The 21,388-nt window shown below is 52.4% G+C and carries 20 protein-coding genes; 2 read left to right on the top strand and 18 right to left on the bottom strand.

Annotated elements, in window-relative coordinates; all coding sequences use genetic code 11:
- Positions 1–47 precede the first annotated feature (47 nt).
- From GX030_05045 to GX030_04960, 18 genes are all read right to left on the bottom strand, one after another.
- Positions 48–782 carry a hypothetical protein gene (locus tag GX030_05045; protein ID NLV91747.1) on the bottom strand — a complete coding sequence of 245 codons (735 nt, stop codon included), beginning with the start codon at positions 780–782 and terminating at the stop codon, positions 48–50.
- A gap of 31 nt (positions 783–813) precedes the next feature.
- Complete coding sequence (locus GX030_05040) at positions 814–1,245, bottom strand: GNAT family N-acetyltransferase (GenBank protein ID NLV91746.1); 432 nt, start codon at positions 1,243–1,245, stop codon at positions 814–816.
- A 52-nt stretch (positions 1,246–1,297) separates the two neighbouring features.
- On the bottom strand, positions 1,298–2,527 hold the full coding sequence (locus tag GX030_05035) for an MFS transporter (GenBank protein NLV91745.1): 1,230 nt from the start codon (positions 2,525–2,527) through the stop codon (positions 1,298–1,300).
- Positions 2,528–2,982: 455 nt separating this feature from the next.
- The gene (locus tag GX030_05030) at positions 2,983–4,908 is read right to left on the bottom strand and encodes an NADH dehydrogenase (GenBank protein ID NLV91744.1); all 1,926 of its coding nucleotides are present in this window, start codon (positions 4,906–4,908) and stop codon (positions 2,983–2,985) included.
- 19 nt (positions 4,909–4,927) lie between these two features.
- Positions 4,928–6,373: a monovalent cation/H+ antiporter subunit D family protein gene (locus GX030_05025; protein NLV91743.1), complete on the bottom strand. Its 1,446-nt coding sequence runs from the start codon at positions 6,371–6,373 to the stop codon at positions 4,928–4,930.
- Between the two features lie 23 nt (positions 6,374–6,396).
- A complete protein-coding gene (locus GX030_05020) occupies positions 6,397–7,890 on the bottom strand; it encodes a monovalent cation/H+ antiporter subunit D family protein (GenBank protein ID NLV91742.1) in 1,494 nt (497 codons plus the stop codon).
- Entirely contained in the window at positions 7,887–8,225 is a 339-nt protein-coding gene (locus tag GX030_05015; protein NLV91741.1) for a cation:proton antiporter subunit C, read from the bottom strand. The genes GX030_05020 and GX030_05015 overlap by 4 nt, the downstream gene beginning before the upstream one ends.
- A 44-nt stretch (positions 8,226–8,269) precedes the next feature.
- Positions 8,270–8,695: a sodium:proton antiporter gene (locus tag GX030_05010; GenBank protein ID NLV91740.1), complete on the bottom strand. Its 426-nt coding sequence runs from the start codon at positions 8,693–8,695 to the stop codon at positions 8,270–8,272.
- Complete coding sequence (locus GX030_05005) at positions 8,692–8,988, bottom strand: hypothetical protein (protein ID NLV91739.1); 297 nt, start codon at positions 8,986–8,988, stop codon at positions 8,692–8,694. The genes GX030_05010 and GX030_05005 overlap by 4 nt, the downstream gene beginning before the upstream one ends.
- Before the next feature lie 2 nt (positions 8,989–8,990).
- Complete coding sequence (locus GX030_05000; GenBank protein NLV91738.1) at positions 8,991–9,236, bottom strand: DUF4040 domain-containing protein; 246 nt, start codon at positions 9,234–9,236, stop codon at positions 8,991–8,993.
- An 11-nt stretch (positions 9,237–9,247) separates the two neighbouring features.
- Entirely contained in the window at positions 9,248–9,559 is a 312-nt protein-coding gene (locus GX030_04995; GenBank protein NLV91737.1) for a cation:proton antiporter, read from the bottom strand.
- The gene (locus GX030_04990; protein NLV91736.1) at positions 9,552–9,839 is read right to left on the bottom strand and encodes a hypothetical protein; all 288 of its coding nucleotides are present in this window, start codon (positions 9,837–9,839) and stop codon (positions 9,552–9,554) included. The genes GX030_04995 and GX030_04990 overlap by 8 nt, the downstream gene beginning before the upstream one ends.
- Positions 9,784–10,359 carry a Na+/H+ antiporter subunit E gene (locus GX030_04985; protein NLV91735.1) on the bottom strand — a complete coding sequence of 192 codons (576 nt, stop codon included), beginning with the start codon at positions 10,357–10,359 and terminating at the stop codon, positions 9,784–9,786. The genes GX030_04990 and GX030_04985 overlap by 56 nt, the downstream gene beginning before the upstream one ends.
- A gap of 65 nt (positions 10,360–10,424) precedes the next feature.
- Positions 10,425–11,984, bottom strand: coding sequence for a SulP family inorganic anion transporter (locus GX030_04980; protein ID NLV91734.1), 1,560 nt, complete (start codon positions 11,982–11,984; stop codon positions 10,425–10,427).
- A gap of 1,097 nt (positions 11,985–13,081) precedes the next feature.
- The gene (locus GX030_04975; GenBank protein ID NLV91733.1) at positions 13,082–14,533 is read right to left on the bottom strand and encodes a sulfatase-like hydrolase/transferase; all 1,452 of its coding nucleotides are present in this window, start codon (positions 14,531–14,533) and stop codon (positions 13,082–13,084) included.
- 166 nt (positions 14,534–14,699) lie between these two features.
- On the bottom strand, positions 14,700–15,260 hold the full coding sequence (locus tag GX030_04970; GenBank protein ID NLV91732.1) for a GNAT family N-acetyltransferase: 561 nt from the start codon (positions 15,258–15,260) through the stop codon (positions 14,700–14,702).
- Between the two features lie 126 nt (positions 15,261–15,386).
- Complete coding sequence (locus GX030_04965; protein NLV91731.1) at positions 15,387–15,683, bottom strand: GNAT family N-acetyltransferase; 297 nt, start codon at positions 15,681–15,683, stop codon at positions 15,387–15,389.
- 163 nt (positions 15,684–15,846) lie between these two features.
- The gene (locus tag GX030_04960; protein NLV91730.1) at positions 15,847–16,938 is read right to left on the bottom strand and encodes a radical SAM protein; all 1,092 of its coding nucleotides are present in this window, start codon (positions 16,936–16,938) and stop codon (positions 15,847–15,849) included.
- Between the two features lie 126 nt (positions 16,939–17,064).
- Between GX030_04960 and GX030_04955 the strand changes: the two genes are divergently transcribed.
- A complete protein-coding gene (locus tag GX030_04955; protein NLV91729.1) occupies positions 17,065–17,820 on the top strand; it encodes a histidinol-phosphatase in 756 nt (251 codons plus the stop codon).
- 346 nt (positions 17,821–18,166) lie between these two features.
- Positions 18,167–21,376: a DEAD/DEAH box helicase gene (locus tag GX030_04950; protein ID NLV91728.1), complete on the top strand. Its 3,210-nt coding sequence runs from the start codon at positions 18,167–18,169 to the stop codon at positions 21,374–21,376.
- Positions 21,377–21,388: the final 12 nt, after the last annotated feature.

Genomic DNA, 21,388 nt, shown 5'->3' with positions numbered 1-21,388 from the left:
CCTTGAGGTTTCTTTTGCAGATTTACACATTATATCCAAACTATCGGCTAACGGCAAAGGATCTTTTGAATCTCCCCGATGGCCCGGGGAATAATCTCCTCACGAAACCGCTCAGGCCACGGATTTCGCACACTGGGCTTCATGAGAATCCCAGGATGGGGCAAACACAGGGCTTGATATGTACCGGTAGTCCCAGGCAGGAGCCTAATCTGTCCATCGAGATATTCCGTTGCCTGGTTGCGGGAAACTCCAAATACTGTGGCAACAACGTCAACGCTAAGGAAAATAATCAGCTTGGGTTGAGCCAAGGAGATCTCTTCCCAGAGCCAGGGCAGGCTTTTTTGGGCCAATTCCCGATACCAGGACCTTGTCTCAATTGCCCTTACTCCCAGCCGATGATAGCGGTTGACATGTCCCGGTTTAAAGAGGAACACCTTCACCAAGTTGGTAATCCAACACTGGGCTCGGCTTATTCCCAAGGGGCGAAGATAGTTTTCCTCCAACTCCTCACCGGAGGGTATCCTCCTGACCCTGCTGCCGTCGAAGTATATCTCCGAGGAAAAGGGTGCATCGTTGCTGGCCACCGGTACATCGGTAATTCCCTGGATGGTGGCAAACTTCGCGGAGGGATAGGCCCCAACGACCATTACTCCGCCAACCTTGGTCTCAATGGGGACCAGCACATTCACGGGGTTTCCATAGATGAAACGATAATCCTCTGGCAAACCCACAGCCTGCTTATATTCCCTATAGCATCTAGTCTGATACTCCTGGATCGTCATCTGCTGCTCTCCTTAGCCTTCCCTAGCTTCACTAGTCCCTGAGATTCTTGCGCAGCAACAGCTCATCGTCGGGCTGATACCCACAGCTTTGATAACACCCTATGGCCTTGTGATTGTCCTGACCGGTCAGTACCTTCACTTCATTGACCCCACGCTCCCGCAGCTGCGTCTCCAGCAGCGAGATTAGGCCCTTGGCTACTCCCTGCCTGCGAGCCGAGGGCTGGACATACAGCTCAGTGATTTCCCCCTGCAGCTCCTCATAGCAAAAGGAGGAGAAACTCTGGGCGCAGGCAAAGCCAACCAGCCCACCCTTAGCCTCTGCCACCGCCACCAGCTCCTGGTTACCAGCTAGCCTAGCCCGTACTTTCTCCTCAGCCCTTAACTTCCCACCGTTAAATTCTTGGTTCAGCCTGGCAAGCTCTGCGGCATCTTCGACTGTTGCTAATCTGATGGTAACGACCACCTTACATCACCATCCTCCCATGTATCATAGTAAAACTACGAAAGGAATCTCCCTATGAGGGTAGACCCTCTTTGACAGACTTCCTGGGGCCTTTTCTGTCTCGCCAGTGATTGAGAGCTAGGGCACTACCCAACAGGATAGAACCTCCGGTAACAAAGGCGGCACCCAATCCACTAAGGCTGGTGATCACCCCGAATAACAAGGGATTGACCAGTTGCGCCAGTCGATTGCCCATCAAGCGCAGTCCCATGGCCAGACCCCGCTCCTGGGATCCCGAGTTGTCGGCTACGATCAGCATACTAAGGGGCTGGGCAAGTCCAGTCCCAACACCGATTAGAAGGGATACGAAGGTGAAAAAAAGAAGACTTTGTCCGACAGGAATGAGAAGCAACCCGATTCCGGCAAAGGAAATCATCACCACTAGGGTGTTTAGCCGATTACCGATGAGCTTAACAGCTTGTCCCATGAAGGGGCGAGCCAAAAGCCCTGCTCCCGCTTGAATGGAGTTAAGCAGACCCACCTGGGTTGCCTGGTAACCTAGACTTTGGAGCAGCAGGGGAAAAAAGGCATCCCTGGCTCCCATGGCAAACAACACCGCAAAGCTGGACAACATCGCGACCTTGATGCCACCCCGACGAAGCAGATCCCTGACCAGGGGCTTATCAATATAGAGCCCTTCGTTGCCCCTCATTATCGGTTTGACCTTAGGTAAGATGCTAATAACCACCGCGGTAGCAACGCTCAACAAGGCACTAATCCAGAAGGTAGCCTGATAGGAGATGTGGTCTGCAATCAGTCCACCTAAGATAGGCCCGGTCAGTTGTCCGACACTACCGGCCGCGGTATACCACCCAAAGTTTGACTCTAGGTCCTGGGAGCTGCCAATGGATGAGGCATAGGTTTGGAAGGCGACGACGGAACAAAGCTGACAGATACCCGCGAGGGTCTGCGAAATTAGAATTCCCGACACACTGGGAAAAACCGCGATAATCACCATGGCTGCGGCAAACCCCAGGCTGCCGATGATGATCAACAGGCGTGGTCCATACTGATCAGTAGCTGCTCCCACATGGAGGGCAAGAAAGAAGGGAATAAAGGCGTAGGAGGCCACGATAATCCCAATCCAAAGGGACGAAGCACCCAAATTGTTGGCCAGCAATACTACCAAGGGGCGAGTCATCCCCAAGGAGGCGAAGGCCAATGCTGAACCGATACAAATCAGTAGTAGTGTGAAGGCTTGCTCTCGTCTTGGTTCATCTACCCGTTTCGAATCCGATGACAACCATAATTCCTCCTATCCCTGTTGAGGCTAATACTTAAGCATGGTCTTGATTGCGAAGGTGAACCCTTCCCCTTCTTGACTTCACCGAGGGTTAACAATTTCCTGTTTATGGAAAATCAGCCAGCTCCCACCGCCCCAAGGCGGCAGACTGGCTGATTTCCTAGGCACTTGCTGCTGAAGGAAGAGGAGCAAGCAAGATTTAATCGCTAGTTTAAATAGACATTTCGCTAGATCCATCGATCTACGTAATCCACTAGAGCAAAATCTACCTCTGCTTGACGGAAATATGTGAAGGCGTCGCCCCCGGGTTAATGTGACTCTGCTTGATGGACTGGTACGACATCATTCAGCTTCTAGGAGGATAGATAGGCTGATTCACCGGGAGCGATACCCTAAGGAGCCAAGTTACATTTGCCAGAAAGCAAACACGACTTACTATTTGAACTCTTCTTTCCCTACTTCATCATAACCAGTGGTACACTCAGACCACGGGTAATCAGTTCGACACAGATATAACCAACAAGTAGGGTGATCAGAACCACCACGATCAAACCCACATTGGCACTCAGTTCAGAGAGGAACCCACCGGCAATGGTCACTCCGCCGGATCGGTCTAGCCTTTGACAGGCAACCCACAGGTTACGGGCTCCCATCCTCAACTGCCCAGACAGTGCGCCTACCACACTGTGGTATACACCCTCGGCTTTTCGCCCCAGGATGAGTAACCCACGGAGGATACTTCCCATCAAGCCCTCCAAAGTGAGCACCTTGGGAGGCTGCCAGTGGAAGGCTCCAGTGGTTAGGCCAAGCCAAGCTACGACTATCCCTAGGCCTAGAGTAATTACCATCCCCATGACATCGGCCCCAGACCAGAAGGAAAAGCCCATGATCAATCCTTCGACCTGCTCTATCCCCAGCACCCTAGCCGCCGGAATTGCAAACCTTCTCAAAACAAGCTCTGGCCGTAATCCAATCACAAGCATGACCGCAGCCAGCGAAGCCATCGCGGTGCTAAACTGCCAAGTCTCACCCCGGACAATACCCGTGGATTTCCCTTTTCTGAGAAACATCAGGCAGTAGAGCTTTGCAAAGGAAGCAGCAGTACCTACTCCCACCAGAAGGAAGCATCTTTCTATCCAAATCATTAACGGCAAACCGGTACCGGCAGCCTGACTTATCCCATGATGTAACAAAGTCTTACTGGCGTATCCATTAAGTCCCGGTGCCCCAGTAATCCCCAAAACCGCCAGAAACATCAGCACCGCGGTAATCGGGAAGGAACGCCACAGACCCCCGAGATTGTATAGGTTGGTTTCCTTGGTGCGCACATAGACAACGCCAACCCCGAGAAACAAAGCGGCCTTAAAGAGGGCGTGGTTAATCACATGATAAATCGCTCCCGTCAGAGCCATCCCCCCGGATTGACCGAGGAACCAGGCTGCGCCTAATCCCAGGAGGATATATCCCATCTGGCTGACGCTGTGATAGGCCAATAGGCGCTTGGCATCACTTTGCAGCAAGGCAGCACCGACGCCCACCAGCATAGTGGCCGCGCCCAAGACTGTAAGGCAAAGACCCAATCCCTTGGTGCCGCTAAGCAGCGCAGAATCCCAGCCCACCACCTGACCCACCCGAAGCAAACCATAGGCCCCGGCCTTGATCAAGATACCGGAAAGGAGAGCACTGGCCGGTGTCGGAGCCACCGAGTGAGCATGAGGAAGCCACAGATGCAGGGGTACCATCCCGGCTTTAACTGCAAACCCTAGGGCAACAGCCACCAGACCCCAAACCACATGGGTATTGGGAAGTAACTGAGCTAGGGTACCCAATCCGATGGTCAGGGTTCCACCGGCTTGCCCAATGAGCACAGCACCAATGGCGACAAATAACCCGGCAGCTATACTAAAGAACAGGTAGAAATACCCGGCTCTCAGGGCCTCTTGATTACCCCGATGAATTACCCAAAACCATGAAGTAATGGTCATTAACTCAAAACAAAGCAGCAGGGTCAAAAGGTCCCCAGCCAAAAATACCCCGAGGACCGCTGTCTGAGTCAGCAACAGCCAGAGAGTAAATCTCCCTTCCCTGCCCTCGTGGTTCATGTACTCCGGTGCATACAGGGAAGCCACCCACCACACAAAGGCCGTCACCAGGAGAAAAATCCCCGATAGTGGGTCAACCCGTAGGCTGGGGCTGAAGGGACCCACCAAATTCCATTGATATGTGAACACTTCACCACCCAAAATGCCGCCTAACTTCCACCCACTTAAAAGCAATACCAAGGAACTGGCTGCAAAGGGCAGATACCTGCCCGCCCTTGGCCTCAGAGCCAAGAGGACAGCTGCCAAGGCCGGTATGAGGGGAAGAGCCATCCAAGTCATGCTGTTTCACCCCTTTATTTTAGAAGAAAGCATCAACGATAGCTGTAATAGCCGGCCAGACAATTCCTGGCGCTACACCCATGACCAATGCCCCTACCACCAAACCAAGGGTCGGAGCCAACATCCAAACAACCTGCCCGCCCCTTTCCAACTTTCTACCAGAAGCCTCGCCGCTAAAGGCTGAGACCACAATGGGGACAAAGTAGCAGGCGTTCAATAGACCACTGACAATCAACACCAAAGCTAGGGGCCAACTTCCGCTGGCGATGCCGCCCTTCATCAGATAATACTTGCCCCAGAAGGCGTTAAGGGGCAGCATACCGATCATACCAAGACAAGCCACACCAAAGGCACCAAAGGTCAAGGGAAACTGCCAACCGACACCCGGCATCTGGCTAACATTCACCCTGCCCGTCCCCTTGGCGACAATCCCTGCCCCAAAAAACAGTGCCATCTTCAAAAGAGAATGGCTCACCATGTGGATCAGAGCCCCAGCCAGAGCCCAGGGATGTAGGATAAAGGCCCCCATGAGAATATAGGACAGTTGACTGATGGTGGAATACGCCAGTCTTCTCTTTAGAACGTCCTGCCGCAGGGCAATCACAGAACCGGCCAGGATTGTAAAGGCCGCGATCCAGGGCAACCATCGTCCCAGGGCCAGCTGTGACACCAGCTCAGGGCCAAAGATGGAATAGATTACCCGCAGTAGACCAAAAACCCCAGAGTTAACTACAGCCACGGCGTGGAGCAAAGCGCTTACTGGAGTGGGAGCCACCATGGCTGCGGGCAACCACCGATGCAAGGGCATCAGCGCAGCCTTAACTCCAAATCCTGCGACAAACAGAGCCAAGAGCCAGCCCAGGCCCCGCCGGGATCCCACCGCTGCCAATAGAGGTCTACCGGTAAATTCTAGGCTACCTGCCAAGAGATAGGTAACCACCATCGCTACCAAAATCGCTCCAGCACCGGATAGACTATAGATAATGTACTTGGATCCTGCCTTAACCGCTTCCTCATCCCGCTGATGAATCACCAAGGGATAGGTGGCAAAGGTTAACAACTCATAACACAAATACAGAGTCAACAAGTTGCCAGAAAAGGCCACCCCCAAAGTCACAGCAAAGGATAACAGGAAGAATGTATAATAAGTGCGTTGCCTGGGTTCGCCATTCATATATCCGAAGGAATAGACGGTAGCCAGTACCCACAGGGATGAGACTATAAGACCAAAGACTACGCCCAGTGGATCAGCCCGAAGACTCCAGGTCAGCCCACCCAACCTCATTGTCAGACCCACCGACTCCCCGGCCATTACAGCTAGGGCCACCTGCCAAGTAAACCAAGCGCCGGAAAGTGCAAAGGCCAATGTCAGTGTATTGCGTATCCCGCTCCTGACTCGGTCCGTGAAGGACAAAACCACCGCTCCCAGGACCCCACTGAGCAGAGCCAAAGTTAAGTTGCTCACCTACCCCACCTCCACTTTCCGGTTTATTTGAACAGTAGTTCCGAAGCAGCTTGTACAGCCATCTCCAAATATGATCCTGGAACAGTGCCAAGGACTAGTACTCCAACGGCTAGTCCAATCATAGCGATCTTCTCTAGTACACCGGGATCCTGCCAATCTTCCTGAGGGGCAGGCTCAAAATAAGCCACCCGAATAATGGGAAAGAGATACGCGGCACAGAGAACGCTGCCAAGAATAATCACCGCCGCTGCCAGGACCCCCCCGACTTCCAGACTTCCCAGCAGTAGATACCATTTGCCTACGAAACCTGAAAACAGGGGTATGCCAACGAGGCCAAGACTAGCGATGGTGAAAACCGCCATTGTGACCGGCATCTTCTTGCCGATGCCCGCCAGCTCACTAATTCGGGTCTTCCCTGTGGTAGTAACTATCGTTCCGGCCGCCAAGAACAGACTGGACTTGATCATGGCGTGACTAGCCATGTGATAGAGAGTACCGGTCAGACCGGTGACATTCACCAGTCCCAAACCCAAGAAGACATAACCCACTTGAGCCACCGTTGAAAAGGCCAACCGACGCTTGAGCTCTTCCTGGCCCAAGGCCAGAATCGATGCCGCCATAGTTCCGACCATCCCCAAGATAACCAAAATCCGGTTCACCCCTAGGGTGGTAATCAAGGAAGCACCGAAGACACCGTACAAGATTTTCATCAGACATAGGGCATATCCCTTAACGGCCAAAGCCGAGAGGATGGCACTGGCAGGAGTTGGCGCACTGGAATGCGCGTCAGGCAGCCAAACATGTAGAGGAAATAACGCTCCCTTGACACCAAAACCCACTAAGAAGAAACTAACCGCCAGCCAAATCACATGGGGATACGTTGACCAAGCCTTGACTAATTCTCCGTTGGCAAAGCCTATGTTGAGGTGTCCAGTCGTAATGTAAACCATTCCGATCCCGGCTAGAATGAAGCTTGAGCCAATCGTAGCCAAGACCAGATAGTTGAAGGCAGCCGATGCCGCTTTAGCTCCCCTGCGAGCACTAACCAGACCACAACAGCTCAAAGTAGCTACTTCCACTAGAACAAAGATATTGAACATGTCATTGGTAAAGGCCATTCCAGCCAAAGCACCCGTTAACAACAGATAGAGGACGAGAAACTTACTCCTCGTTTCTGAAGGGCTCACCTCTTGACCCAGAGCGCCGCAGGCATATAGGGATATCGGCAACCCCACTCCCGTAACCATCAATGCAAAGAATACGCCGAGGTTTCCCGCCACAAGTTCTATTCCCCAGGGCGCTGACCAACCTCCCACCCCGTAGACAATGGACGAACCGACAGAGGGAAGGAGAAAAATTGCCAAGTACCCGGTTCCCAATAGGCCCAGAGCTACGATGGCGACAGTCAGACCCCTAATCAACCGGGTTCTTCGGAATAATACTGGAAGGATATAGGCGACGAGCAAAGGGCCAACGACTAATAGTACTGGTAAATGTTGCTTCAATGTTGCCGTCATCCATTCGTCACCTCATCTTTCATCCGCGAAATCTGCCGGGCATCGGTTGTGTGATAAGAACGATACAACCTGACAATCAGAGCCAAGGCAAAGGCAGTAACGCTAACACTAACCACGATTCCGGTCAACATCAGGGCCGATGGCAAAGGGTTAATGTAAGGCTGCTCTGGATTAGCTAGATCCAGAATAGGCACTACTCCATCCCGGCGATTACTGGCGGCAACAAAGGTAAGATAAATGGCACTTTCCATGATGTTGATTCCCAGTAGCTTCTTAAACAGGTTAGACCGAGTCAGTACCGTCACGACTCCAATGACGAACAAGATCGCCGCCATGAAGTATGGGTAGTTGATCAACACCCTGCCCCAAAGACTGCTCATCAGTTCTCCTCCTCCGTTAGGGCGAAGAACAGAGTAACCATCGTGCTCGCTACCTTTACCCCGATGCCCAATGTAATAAGAAAGACTAACCCACCAGAGAACAAGTCTCCGGCTTGACCTACCGGCACACCGGCCTGCTTGTTCATCAAGAATGAAGTTCCCCGCAGAATACCCACCAAACCGATAGCCCCGTACCACAGAGTGCCAAAGCTCTCCGCCATGGTGGTCACCCAGTGGGGCAACTTGTCACTTCCTCGCTCCAAGCCAAACACAGTAGCAAAGCCAATAAATCCTAACCCTACAATCATTCCACCAGCGAATCCACCGCCGGGAGAAAGATGTCCATGAAAGATCACATACAATCCATACATTTGGATAAAGGGAAGAAGTATGGTAAGAATCCGCTTTAGAATTAGATCTCTCATTGGTCTCCCTTCTTTCCTACACCGGTCTTGAGGGTGACAAGTACTGCCATAACAGCTGTAAAGAGAACCGTCGTCTCAAACAACGTATCATAGGCTCGGTAGTCTACGACGATGGCAGTGATCATGTTGGTGGCACCAGTATCTTCCAAGGCATTGTGAATATACCGTTGACTAACGATATTATCCGAAGGGCCCTGGGGAATTCCATAGGGCGGCAACTCTGCAATAGTAACCACCATCACGTAACCGACCAACAGAGCGAGGAGAAAAAATAATAATCTGCGAAATTTCATCTTCATTCCTCCCTCCGGTTGGTTCGGTAGATAACAACCATCATCAACACCGTCGTCCCTATCCCCGCTGCTGCTTCGGTTATAGCTAAATCTGGAGTATTCATCGCCAGCCACACCAAGGCCATAACCAAACTATAGGCTCCGTAAACAACAACAGCGTGAATCAAGTCCTTGATCCAATACATCGCTAAGGACGCAATAATAAGCAAACTGAGCATAGCCATAATGCCATAATCTGTACCAGTCATCGCCACTTCTGTCACTCCCGCATCACCTTTGTACCCTGAGTGGGTCGCACTCCCCTTACAAGACCGCCCTTAGCAACCATATGGCTCATGACTGGATTGATGAGCCAGAACAGGATCAGCACCACCAGAAGCTTAATCCGAAGAGCAGCAGTAGGACTTAGAAGAACTAGGCCCAAACCAACCAGACCTATCCCAAGAGTGTCACCTACCGAAACTCCGTGCAGCCGGCTATAGGGATCAGGAAGGCGAAATAATCCCAGGGTGCTGATAGTAAAGGCTAGAAAAGACCCGACGAAACATATCCCTGCTAGCCACCTAATCACTAGAGACCACTTCCTCTTCCTTTTCTAGAATCCCCTTTACCTGTGACAATCGCTGGTTCCAGCTGTCGGGAGCCAACACCCGAAGTATCCACAGGTTTCCAATAAATCCGCACAAGACAAAGACTATGGCCACGTCGACGAAGCTGTAATTATCGTGGAAGAAAGCGAGTAATAGAATAATCGCCACGATCATACTGCTAATGGCATTAATGGCCAGTAGACGATCAATGGCCGTCGGACCCAGAATGGCTCGCAACAGAGCCAAGAGGATTAGTGTCATCAGCCCTACCAACAACCAAACCACGTGCCTTCCTCTCCTTTCTCCACAACTCAATCTCTTCAATCTCTCGAATTAGCTGCCAATCCAGGAGATCTGCTGCCGTCTCCGTGGTCAAAGCGTGCACCATGAATTCCCCCGTCTCCGGATGAACATCAATCGTTACAGTTCCCGGGGTAATGGTAATGCAATTGGCCAAAAGTACCCTGGCCCAATTAGTTTCCAAGGGAGGCCGCATAATGATAATCGTCGGCGTCACTGAAGGACCATTAAAGAGAACAGTCTTGGCTACGGCAATATTCGATGCAATCACGAAACCAATTAGCCGCACCACCAGTCTCCCAAGAAGAACCATTTCCTTCACCGCAACCCGTGGTAGATATGGAAACAAATCCCGCCACAGCCACACCGTCCCCACGGCTAGTACCAAACCCGCTAAAATATGCTGTAGATCAAAGCTTTCGGCTAATACCAGCCAGAAGGATAACAGCAAGCCAGCTATAATTACTTCCCGCCTGCGCAAAATAACCGCCCTCCTACCTTACTACTAATCTTGCTACCTCCCCCCCCGAGCCAGGCCTTAAGAGGCTAGCTACTCAACTCTGCCACAGGGGGCCAACTGGGAGATGTATACTCTTCCGATTCCAGCTGTATAGCCTCACGAACTGCCCGTCGCAAGGCACAATTAATATCTCTGCATAGCCGCTGCCGTCCCAGTTCCTTAACCAACCCCATCCGGGTTACCATGCGCAATGCCTTCTTACTCAATCCCGCTACATAGAGCGCCTTGCCCTGTCCTTGCAGACGTCTTGCCAAGTCCAGTAGCGCCAAGGCAGCGGTCTCATCGAGGATCGAAACATCGGATAAATCTAGAACCAAGATAGGTTTGTTGGCCAGCTGCTTGATCTGGTTTCTTGCCTGTTCCACTCCTACAAAGAACAACGGCCCATGAAAAGCCAACACCTGAACGGCGTTATGTACCTGGTAAGATAAGGCAGGCTCCCGCTCTTCTTTATGGGATACTTCCCTTCCCTGGGGCAAAGCAGCCAACTCCACTACTACCCCAATCACGGCCAAGATTACTCCCGCGACTACTGCTATTGCTAAATCCTGAACCACGGTGAGTATGGTGGTGAAGATGAGAATGGCACCGTAGGACCACCGCGCTCGCGGTATCAATCTTAAGCTCTTCCAATCAGCGGTACGCACCGACGATACCATCAAAATCGCTGCCAAGGATGCCATCGGAATCCGTCTTACCACGGGCTGTAAGACCAAGACCATAAACCCGAGAAACAAGGAATGAAGAATACCGGAAACTCGGGTACGACCCCCGGCGTAAACGTTGATGCCGGAGCGAGCCACGGCCCCAGTAATGGGAACACCACCAATTGCACAGGAGACAAGGTTCCCCAGGCCCTGCCCTACCAGCTCACGGTTACTATCGTGCTGGCTTTCGGTCATGCTGTCGGTGACCTGTGCCGACAATAACGCCGATATGCTACCCAGCAAGCAGATACTAACTGCAGGCATGATCAAAGAACCAATGTGCTCTAGCGGCATTAATCCAAAGGTAAATTTCGGTATTGTAAAGGCAACTTCGCCTACTACGTGTGACGAACCAATAAATTGATTGAGGGCAAGACCGGCGACTAATCCAAAGAGAGAATCGGGGACTCTCTTGAAGAGTTGTGCAGCAAGAACGATCACTAGCGCGGTAAACAAAGTGATGATAGGTTCTTGAACGGCATCACCGATGGCTGTCATGAAAAACAAGATTGATATACCATTGGTGAAACCGGCAATCACCGGCTGAGGAAGATATTTCACAAACTTACCTAAACGCAAAAGGCCAAGACCAATTTGCATCAGCCCTGCCAAGATACCAGCCAAAAGCATACCGCCCAACCCATGTTTGGCAACCAGACTGACCAGGATTGCGGTCATCGCTCCAGTAGGCCCAGAGATCTGAACCCCGCAGCCGCCAAAGACCGAAGCCACCAAGCCACCAAAAATGGATGCATACAAGCCAGCTATAGCTCCCGCGCCGCTAGCAATTCCAAAGGCCAATGCCAAGGGCAAAGCTACAATCGCCGCGGTAAGCCCACCCGCCACATCACCGCGATAACGTCCCCACCAAGAACGCACACAGATCCCCCCGTATACCTAGTAATACCTCGTAGTGAACCATCTATATCAACGCCGAAGGATGCGCAGACACAAAAAAAAGCGCATGCAAAGACCCTCTACGGGACTAATACACTACGCTTGGATCACTCCTACGGGGTTAGCTGACGGGTTCGGGCTCCCAAGTTGCCCTACCTGGCAAACCGCAAGCCAGGATTCACCCCACTTTGATAGGGTCCCCCATTTCCTAACGGAATTCGGAGATAACGTACATATGTATGTTTTGATTATATCTTGGCAAGAAAAGCTGACATCTCAATCATACCACATCCCCAGACTTAGTCAAGGGATTTGGGCTAAAAATATGAGGAATACCTATGATTTGTCTGTCAGAAGCTACTATACCGGGATTACCCTCACGACTCACATCAAGCTGACCCAATTTTTGAGCCCTGTCCCGTCACCCAGCCATTGCCACTGGAGCCGTCGACAATCCCCTCATTCAAGATCTAACTCATGGATCAATTCCTTACTCTGTTTACCAATGCACATAGAGCCCAGGGACTCATGCAGCCTCTGAGACGCAATATTGTAGTCATAGATCCTAGAACCGTACACCCCCTAACTGGCGGGCACGATCAATGATGGTCCTGATCACCTTCTTTCCAATGTCGCGGCCCCGATACCAACCTACACCAATAAGAATAGATGGGTCTCGGCCTTTGGCGCAACATCACCGTTCGGGACAAAGTTCCCGTTTTCCAGGACCTCAATGAAGTACAGCTGGCCATGATCAGACAGGTACTCATACATGCCCAGACATAGTCCCCATCGGGAATCTGGGATTTGTCCGTTATTCCTTCGAAACCATGGAAAACTTCTCCGTCCCGATACCAGGGCACCGCCTGATGAAAGCTGCCGTCATAGGCCCTCAGCCGTAATCCATCGCCTACATAGATGATTTGAGTTGTTGGACGTCACCTCTTGCAACGTGACTACCTCCTTAACGGTATCACCCAAAACCATCCTCTGATTATGTAATACTTCAATCCCATGCCCCTACTGAAAAGGGAGGAGCCTAGCTCCTCCCTTTCGGACTGAACGCATCGCTCTGTGAGCTAATGGCGAACATCAACATGGTAGTGCTCTGTATGAAATCCCGGCCAGGCACGGTTGCGACGGTCTCGTTCCAAATCTCCCTTGCGGGGTAGGGTAATTAGCCGATCACCATCGGAGAATTGGCCGCTTCTGGCTTGATCTCGGATCACCAGCTCGCGATGGAGTTCCAGGCACTTTTCTCGGTACTCTTCACTCTCGGCCAAATTCCTTAGCTCATGGGGATCCTCAGCGAGATTGAAAAGCTGTTCCTGACCACCCTCGGGATACCACATGTATTTCCAAGTTCCATCGGTGATGGCCAGATACAAATGGTCTCCGCCGGCCATGGCTTCTACGTAGCGGCGAGGCTGATCAATCTCTCCCCTAGCCAGGGCAGTCAGATCCATACCATCGACACCTTCGGGGATCTCCCCTCCGGCAGCCTTAACTAGAGTTGGCACAATGTCAGCAAAGGTAACAGGAGTAGTCACCGTGGCTCCATGCTGCCGATTTTCCCAACTCTTGGGCAGCCTAAGGACAAAGGGGATATGGGCAGAGGATTCATGGAAAAACACCTTTCCTCCGGTGTTATGATCACCGAGAAACTCACCGTGGTCCGAGGTATAGATAATTAGCGTGTCATTGAACAGGTCGAAATCCTGCAGAGCCGCAAATATCCGTCCCATATTGTAGTCAATTTGGGTAATCAAACCGTAATAGGCAGCCCGGGCTTCTCTAATTACCTCTGGGGGAATCTGGTCCAAGGACCAACTCTGCCTTAGTCGTTGAATTGGCTCCGGGCAGGAACTGTCAAGGGCCCATTCCCCGACAAAGGGCTCTGGGATCGGGCAGTTGCGATACATCGAGTAGTAGGGCTCCGGTGGATCCAAGGGCGGGTGGGGTTTGCTGTAGGAGCACCACAGGAAGAAGGGTGCCGTCGGATCTCGTCTCTCCCGAATGTACTCCACACACTGTTCAGAAATCCAAGAGGTCAATGTCATCGCTTCTGGCACAGTTGCCATCCCAGGATACAGCTCGTTTTGGCCTAGACCGTGGCGCATCGGCTGTAGGGGATAGCCCGATCGAGCCATCTCCCGGTAGTAATCGGCGGGTAGAATCATTTCATCGAATCCATGCCTGGCTCGCTCCGGCGTAAAGTGCATTTTACCAATGGCAGCGGTCTGGTAGCCCAGTCTCCGAAGGTACGCGGGCAAAGTGTCGTCTCTGCCCATCACCGAGCTGGTGGGTCCATTCCCCATCATCCCGTGATTGCCAACAAACCGCCCTGTCATGATGCCCACCCTAGCAGCCACACAAATGGGGCAGTCAGAGTAGGCCCGGGAAAAGGTAATTCCCTCCCTTTGCAGGAGGTCAAAATGCGGTGTGCGCATGAAACTCGGTGCAGCCGTTCCGGCTGTATCAAAGCGCTGTTGATCCGTTGTGATCAATAAGATATTTGGTGCCTTGACCATTCAATCCCCTCCTTGACCTCTAGTCAACGCTCGTCTTTGCTTGCCTAGACTTTCTCCTGATCAAACTGGATCCCTTTTCCAACCCAGCCAAACAACAAAACCCGGCATGTAAGACTCTGTCCTTGCATACCGGGCTTGGGAAACGTAGTATTCAGGTAACTTTCCCTCAAAGGTCTATCTGTAAGTCCATCAGGATCTCGTCGTCGTATACGCCATTGATATTGAAAAAGTCTTTATGAACACCGACCTTCACAAATCCAAACCTCTCATAGAGTCTGATGGCCCTGGTGTTACTCGCTTTGACTCCAAGGCTGATGTTCCTGATCCTGCCTGTGCCCTTGGCAAACTGAATCAGCTCATGCATGACAGCAGTTCCTATCCCAAGACCCCAATAGTCTTTTCTGACTGAGATACCTATCTGGCTGTTGTGGGCCAGCCTTTTCCGACTGGGGCTGCTGATATCTGCCAGGCTGACGACCTCGCCATCAATGATTCCCAGCACCATGAAAATGTTTGGATTCTCCTGTGCCTTTCTCAGGTACTCCCGTTCCTCTTCCACAGTGAGAGGAAATTCGCCGCCGCCAAAGGAGAGGTTGTCGGTCTCTCCGCCAACGGTGTTAAGATAGGCTATCATCTGTTCTGCATCGTCTACTACCGGATTCCTCAAGGTTAACAACTGACCGTTTCTTAGCTGGATTTCTTTATAATAGGATTGATCTAAACCCATGGATTGTCACCTCATATGTAAGTAGGTAATGTCTGCTTTCATGGAGTAAATCTATTGCCATTCACCAGTAGGCCCTTGACCTGTGTCTTGGGCCTATCGTTCCAACTCAGACTAACCCCCGAGGGGCTAATCCAGCGTCACCGCAATCACATCAGCAAATCTCACAAAACCAAGACTCGCTGCCAAACCCTGGGAGGCGAATTTGTCGCTGGAGCAAGACCAAAGGGGAACCCTTCCCCTTTCCAAGAGGTATTTGATCAGCGCCCCTGTCACAGTCTTGGCAAGGCCCTGCCTGGGGTACTCCGGTAGAGTATTGATCCCCATCTCCACCACGACATCCTTCATAAAGGGCACATCGGGAGCATCGGTGGCACTGGCTAATCGACCGTCTCGGTACACGCCCCAGGACAATCCCCAGGACAATCCCCTGTCTGCTAAACAGGCAAAATACTCAGCCAGCCATCCCTCGGGGTTGGAGCTTGGATGCACCGACTGGAAAAATGCAAGATAGTCGCTGTAATCTGACCCCGTCAGCTGAACAGCTTCCGAAGTATCCAGTCCAACGGGCAGAACCCTGCGCTGCTCCTCAACTCCTTTGGTACTCTTCTCCCCAAAGGTGAAGCCACCGGCGAATGAGGTCCGACCTGGTATAAAGCAGCGGACTATCTTCCCGTCCATACCTTTTCGCCAGCTGCGCAATGGGGATATGAAACATTGCGTATAGCCCCGGCACAGCGTCCCCTGCAAAGCGCTGCATAATCACATCGATTCCATCGGTTCTTAGATTCCCTAGGCTCCACCAGGACCTCGTCTCACCTATGTTGCTATACACTTCAAGGCTAGGAGTGACCATAAAGGCTAATATCTGGGGCATACTGGCGTAGGGTTCCTGGCGATCCCGAAGCTCTTTTAGCCACTGGGCTTCCGCCTTTCCCAAAGCAGTATGGATATCCGGCGCGTTGAAGTGCTTCACCGTTTTTTCCTTGAGATAGGTCGGAATAATGTCTATCGCCTTTGTCGTTGGACGCAAGTGCTCAATATCAAAGGCCTCTCCTTCGGGAGCTGGAGTATTAACAAAGACGGAAAACTCCCCGCCTAATCCTTCTACCCTTCTATCCAGCTCCAGTGACTGAATTAGCCCCACAAACTCCTCTAGTTCTCCCAAGCAGTGCTGGGTCAGGAACAACTGCCACCGGGGAAAGATGCCCTGGGCCAGCAATCGCTCCGTGGCCACCAGACTATCCCGGAAGGCCCCCGGTCTTCTGGTGAAGTAGTCGGTGTTGGCCTCCAGTCCAAAGAAGGTAATCTGCACCGTCTGGGTACCAAGGGACTTCAGCCACTGGGCATAGTCGGGATCTCGGGCCAAACGCCAGATGCTGGCCAACTCAAAACGAAGAGCCTTTCCAGAATCACTCAACTCCTGTTCCAGCTCCCATAGCCTTCGATAATGTGGTGCAAAATCCGGCTCCCGATACCAGGTCTGCACCGTCATTTGCCGAAAGTAAGGGGTAGATTCCCTTGGATGAACATAATTTCTAAACTGCTCAACGATCCAGCGCAGGGACTCCTCAGACACCGAACCATTGGGAGCCCTTCCAAGCCAGCAGTGGCGACAGCGATTGGGACACCCAGCCATATCTACCGTGACAGCTATTTCCCGTGGAATTAAGGCTGGCATTGGCTTCACATCCTTCAACCTTAGGTATCGGTACTATAATTGACTTTGAAATCTAGGGATGTCATACTGAAGTAGATCGAAACAGGCGTCCTAATATATGTCCATAGAAAGAGTGGATTCATGCACATGAAGGTAAATTACCATACCCACACCTACCGCTGTCGACACGCCGAGGGAACAGACAGAGAATATGTCGAGGCAGCCATTGCAGCAGGAATCAAGGTAGTAGGATTTTCCGATCATGCCCCCATTCCCTTTGCCGATGGATTTGTCTCCAGTTCCCGCATGGCCATGGATGAACTGGAAGGTTACGTGAATTCCATCAGAAGCCTGCAACAGGAATACAAATCCGATATCAGGATCCTCTTGGGATACGAAGCTGAGTATTATCCCGATGAATTTGCTTCCATGATTGCCCACCTTGAGCAATATGGCTATGACTTTCTCATCTTAGGACAACACTATCTAGGCCGTGAGCAGGATGGCAGAGCCGTGGGAAACTGCGGAGATGACCAAAGCCTCCAGGATTATGTGGATCAAGTTCTTGCCGGACTGGAAACTGGGAAATTCCTGTATCTGGCCCATCCCGATATGATCAACTACCAAGGCCCAGAGGAAAACATGTTTAATGCCTTGGTTACCATCTGCCAAAAGCTAAAAGAATTAAATATGCCCGTTGAGTACAACCTCCTGGGAGCCCGAGACAACCGACACTACCCAACGACAACGCTTCTGCGGGCCGCCAAGGCTGTGGGTAATTCCATTATTCTCGGTGCCGACGCCCATCAACCCCATGTATTTGCTAGAAAGCAAGATGTCGATGCTGCCCGGAAACTGATCGAGGGCTATGGTCTAACCATCATCAATGAGCCCCTCATCTAATCCGTTGACCACTGCCGAAGTCAAGCTATGCCCTTGCACCATCTATTCTGACTCAGGACTAATTTCCCTTCACCAGGTAAAGAGCCTTGAGCCACAGCCGCAAGAGGAATCCAATTAACCTAGTCACTGTAACTAGTCAAGCCTACCTCATCCTGGGGGTAGGTTTTTCCTTGCCTAAGAATAGGTTAGCGCATGCCCCAGAGCCCGACCCGGAGACACTAGATAAGGCCCTGTTTCCTGGGCCAAGGGCAGAAATTAACAGGCAAAAGCTGGGGTTTCTAGAAATATATATAGTTGTTGTCTCCTTTGGGATTGACGCCTATCGATTTGGGAGTTGAATTTGCCGATGATCGTACTACATGGCGGCTACGTGCCGCCCCGCCATCATAAACCTGTCCACGAGACCGCGATTCTGGAAGCTGGGGCCCACCGCTTCTTTTTTTGGGCCGAAAAGATCGAAACCGACAAGACCCCGATTCTCGGATCCAACGTGGAGGTTGCTGACGATGCCGCTTCACCTCCCATGCATCCCTATTTGGCCGGATCCCAGGATCTGTTCCAAATCCTCGGGCCATTACCCTTGAATCTCAGCACCCTACATCCCTATCAATTGCTGCTGCCCTCTGCTAACAACATGCCGGTGTCGGTCTGGGGTGACACCAGCTTGCCGTCGGATGCTGCCACCCTGGAAGTGTGGACCGTTGCTGGGGTGTACCTTCCCCACGAACTGGTGCTTTCAGTTTTTGCCCAAGTGCGAAGATTGGCCAGAACCAATCCCCAAAAACTGTTCCTCGCTCCCGACTTTGCCTTTTGGATGCAGGCCGGAGACCTCGCCCTGGATATTCTCCAACAGGGGCAATACTTGCCGCAGGTAGAGGCAGCGCGAAGGAACCCCCATGTCCTAGCTGCAGCTTGGTCCATTTGTGATGAGGCGGTGGATCTAACGGCTCAAGTGACTCAACTGGCGGCGAAAGCACCTCCGGCAACAGTGGCCTATCTCCATCGCTATGGAGCAACCTTTCGGCGCATTCCCCATCCCCCGGAAAAACTGCTGGAAGACTTCCTGCGCCGAGTGGTAGACAAGACCGTCACCGCCATCGCTGCCCGGGCCAAGCAATCCACCGAGGAGAGTGAAGCCCCCATTACCCAACAACCTGCCCACGCTCTGGTAGAAGATTGGCTTCGGCTGTTGCAGGGCCAAAGGGTAGACACAGAACGCCACGATCCGAAGGACATTAACCAACTGCGGGAAGAGGTCAGCCGGTGGCAGGATTCCATCACCATGCCCACGCCGGAAAATTGGGGGATCTGCCTCACTGCCTACCCGCTGGAGGAAGCCGCAGAGTCAGGTGAGGAATCAGCTCTGCTCCCTGAATCCTGGGAACTGGAGATCTTTCTCACCAATTTGCAGGACCCGTCGATTATGATTCCGGCAGAGGGAATTATTCACCCCGACGATGGGTTGGATCTGCCGGCAAAGGACCTGGGGTACAGCCAATACACCGCCCCGCTTCGCACCGCTCTCATCAAAGCGGCCAAGGCTTTTCCCCCGCTGGAAAGGGCCTATCAGAAGGAACTAAATAGTAAGATTGTGGTGTCCGCTGACACCTTCAGTCAACTGCTGCAGCTGCCTGAAGCGGTCAGCGAAGCCGCTGGACTCTCCCTTCGGGTTCCCTCCACTATGGTAGCCGAGGTCAAACTGAAGGCGATTCAGGGCAGCGAGCTTGAGGATTCCCAAGGCAAACTAGCCCTGGAGAAACTGCTGAACTTTGATTGGCAGCTGGCCATCGATGATGTAGAGGTCTCCCAAGAGGAATTTGCCCGCATGGTAGCTTTACGCCTGCCGATTCTGCGGATTCGGGATCGGTTTGTCACTATTCCTCAGGATCGGGCGAGACGCCTGTTATCCCTCTGGAACCGGGTGAGTTCCCGTCCCCTAGGGGTAGCTGAAGCGCTGGAACTTAAGGCCCACTCCGGGGCCGATGTGGAGATTGAGTTTGCCCCCAACAGTTGGCTGGCCAAGTTGGAGGAGGCCATCTCCGGCGAAGCCACCTGGCAGCCCCTTCCCCAGCCCCAGGGTTTTAACGGTGTGATGCGCCCCTATCAACTGCGAGGCTATGCGTGGTTGAAGTTCATGCAGGCCCGAGGCATCGGAGCCTGTCTTGCCGACGACATGGGTTTAGGAAAGACAATTCAGGTGATTGCCCTATTGTTATCCCTTTACCACGGTGATAATAGCTCCCCAGACCAGACCGGGGAACAGGTCACCGGGCCGACGCTAATTGTCTGCCCCACTTCGGTAATCGGCAACTGGCGCCGGGAGATTCAGCGCTTTGCGCCCGCTTTGCGGTTGGCGGTCCACTACGGGCCCCATCGCCCCACCGGCGTAGAGATGGTTGCCGACACCGCTGAGGTTGATGTTGTCTTGACCACCTACGGACTGATCCATCGTGACCGCAACACTTTGCAGCAGGTCCATTGGGCCGGCATTGTCCTGGATGAAGCCCAGAATATTAAAAACCCCCATACCAAGACAGCCCAGGGCGTTCGTAACTTGACTGGAGGTTTTCGGATTGCTCTGACAGGAACACCCATTGAAAACAACCTCGTTGAGCTGTGGTCCATTATGCACTTTCTCAATCCCGGGTTCCTGGGAAGTCTAGAGCAATTTCGGCAGCGATACGTGAATCCGATCCAACGCCGAGGGGACCGGGCGACCCTGCGCCGTCTACAGCGGTTAATCCGTCCCTTTATCCTCCGGCGCCTGAAAACGGATCCGGAAATTGTGCCGGAACTTCCGGAAAAGATCGAAAGCAAGATCTACTGCAGCCTCACCAGTGAGCAGGCACAGTTGTATCAAGCTGTCGTCGATGATCTCACCAGGACCTTAGAGACCAGCTCACTCTCCCAGATGAGACGCCGAGGATTGGTGCTCCGTACCTTGACTCACTTGAAGCAGATTGTTAATCACCCCTCGTTGTTTCTTAAGGAGCAGAAATTGCGGGGACGGTCCGGTAAGGTGCAGCTGTTACTGGAAATGCTCACGGAAGTGATCGCCCAGGGCGAAAAGGCATTGATCTTCACCCAGTACGCGGCCATGGGCAGACTGCTCCAGGACTACCTAAGGTCGCGACTGCGATGTGAAGTGCCCTTCTTGCATGGAGGCGTTCCCCAGGAACAGCGAACGGCGATGGTGGAACGCTTCCAAAGTGAGTCCGTCGGTCAGTGTCCCATCTTCATCCTCTCTCTGCGTGCAGGAGGCACAGGGCTCAATTTGACCGCGGCTACCCATGTCTTTCACTTTGACCGGTGGTGGAACCCCGCCGTGGAGAATCAGGCAACGGATAGGGCCTTTCGCATTGGACAACAACACCGTGTTCAAGTTCACAAGTTTATCTGCGGTGGCACCCTGGAGGAGCGCATCGACGAGATCATCGAGTCAAAACGGGAGTTAGCTGACAGCGTCGTGGGAGCCGGGGAAAGCTGGCTCACTGAGCTGTCAAACGAAGAACTGCGGGACGTGATCACACTGCGTTCACCGGATTTATTGGACTAGGGGCAAGGAAAA

This window comes from Bacillota bacterium, assembly GCA_012727955.1.
Taxonomy (GTDB): Bacteria; Bacillota; Limnochordia; order DTU087; family JAAYGB01; genus JAAYGB01.
This window is presented reverse-complemented; position numbering and strand designations above follow the sequence as displayed.

Bases quoted from the DNA above. Each gene is read 5' to 3' on its own strand.
- GX030_05045 (NLV91747.1), bottom strand. From the start codon at position 782: ATGACGATCCAGGAGTATCAGACTAGATGCTATAGGGAATATAAGCAG.
- GX030_05030 (NLV91744.1), bottom strand. From the start codon at position 4,908: ATGACTTGGATGGCTCTTCCCCTCATACCGGCCTTGGCAGCTGTCCTC.
- GX030_05020 (NLV91742.1), bottom strand. From the start codon at position 7,890: ATGACGGCAACATTGAAGCAACATTTACCAGTACTATTAGTCGTTGGC.
- GX030_05015 (NLV91741.1), bottom strand. From the start codon at position 8,225: ATGGCGGCGATCTTGTTCGTCATTGGAGTCGTGACGGTACTGACTCGG.
- GX030_05010 (NLV91740.1), bottom strand. From the start codon at position 8,695: ATGAGAGATCTAATTCTAAAGCGGATTCTTACCATACTTCTTCCCTTT.
- GX030_05005 (NLV91739.1), bottom strand. From the start codon at position 8,988: ATGAAATTTCGCAGATTATTATTTTTTCTCCTCGCTCTGTTGGTCGGT.
- GX030_05000 (NLV91738.1), bottom strand. From the start codon at position 9,236: ATGACTGGTACAGATTATGGCATTATGGCTATGCTCAGTTTGCTTATT.
- GX030_04990 (NLV91736.1), bottom strand. From the start codon at position 9,839: ATGACACTAATCCTCTTGGCTCTGTTGCGAGCCATTCTGGGTCCGACG.
- GX030_04975 (NLV91733.1), bottom strand. From the start codon at position 14,533: ATGGTCAAGGCACCAAATATCTTATTGATCACAACGGATCAACAGCGC.
- GX030_04970 (NLV91732.1), bottom strand. From the start codon at position 15,260: ATGGGTTTAGATCAATCCTATTATAAAGAAATCCAGCTAAGAAACGGT.
- GX030_04960 (NLV91730.1), bottom strand. From the start codon at position 16,938: ATGCCAGCCTTAATTCCACGGGAAATAGCTGTCACGGTAGATATGGCT.
- GX030_04955 (NLV91729.1), top strand. From the start codon at position 17,065: ATGAAGGTAAATTACCATACCCACACCTACCGCTGTCGACACGCCGAG.
- GX030_04950 (NLV91728.1), top strand. From the start codon at position 18,167: ATGATCGTACTACATGGCGGCTACGTGCCGCCCCGCCATCATAAACCT.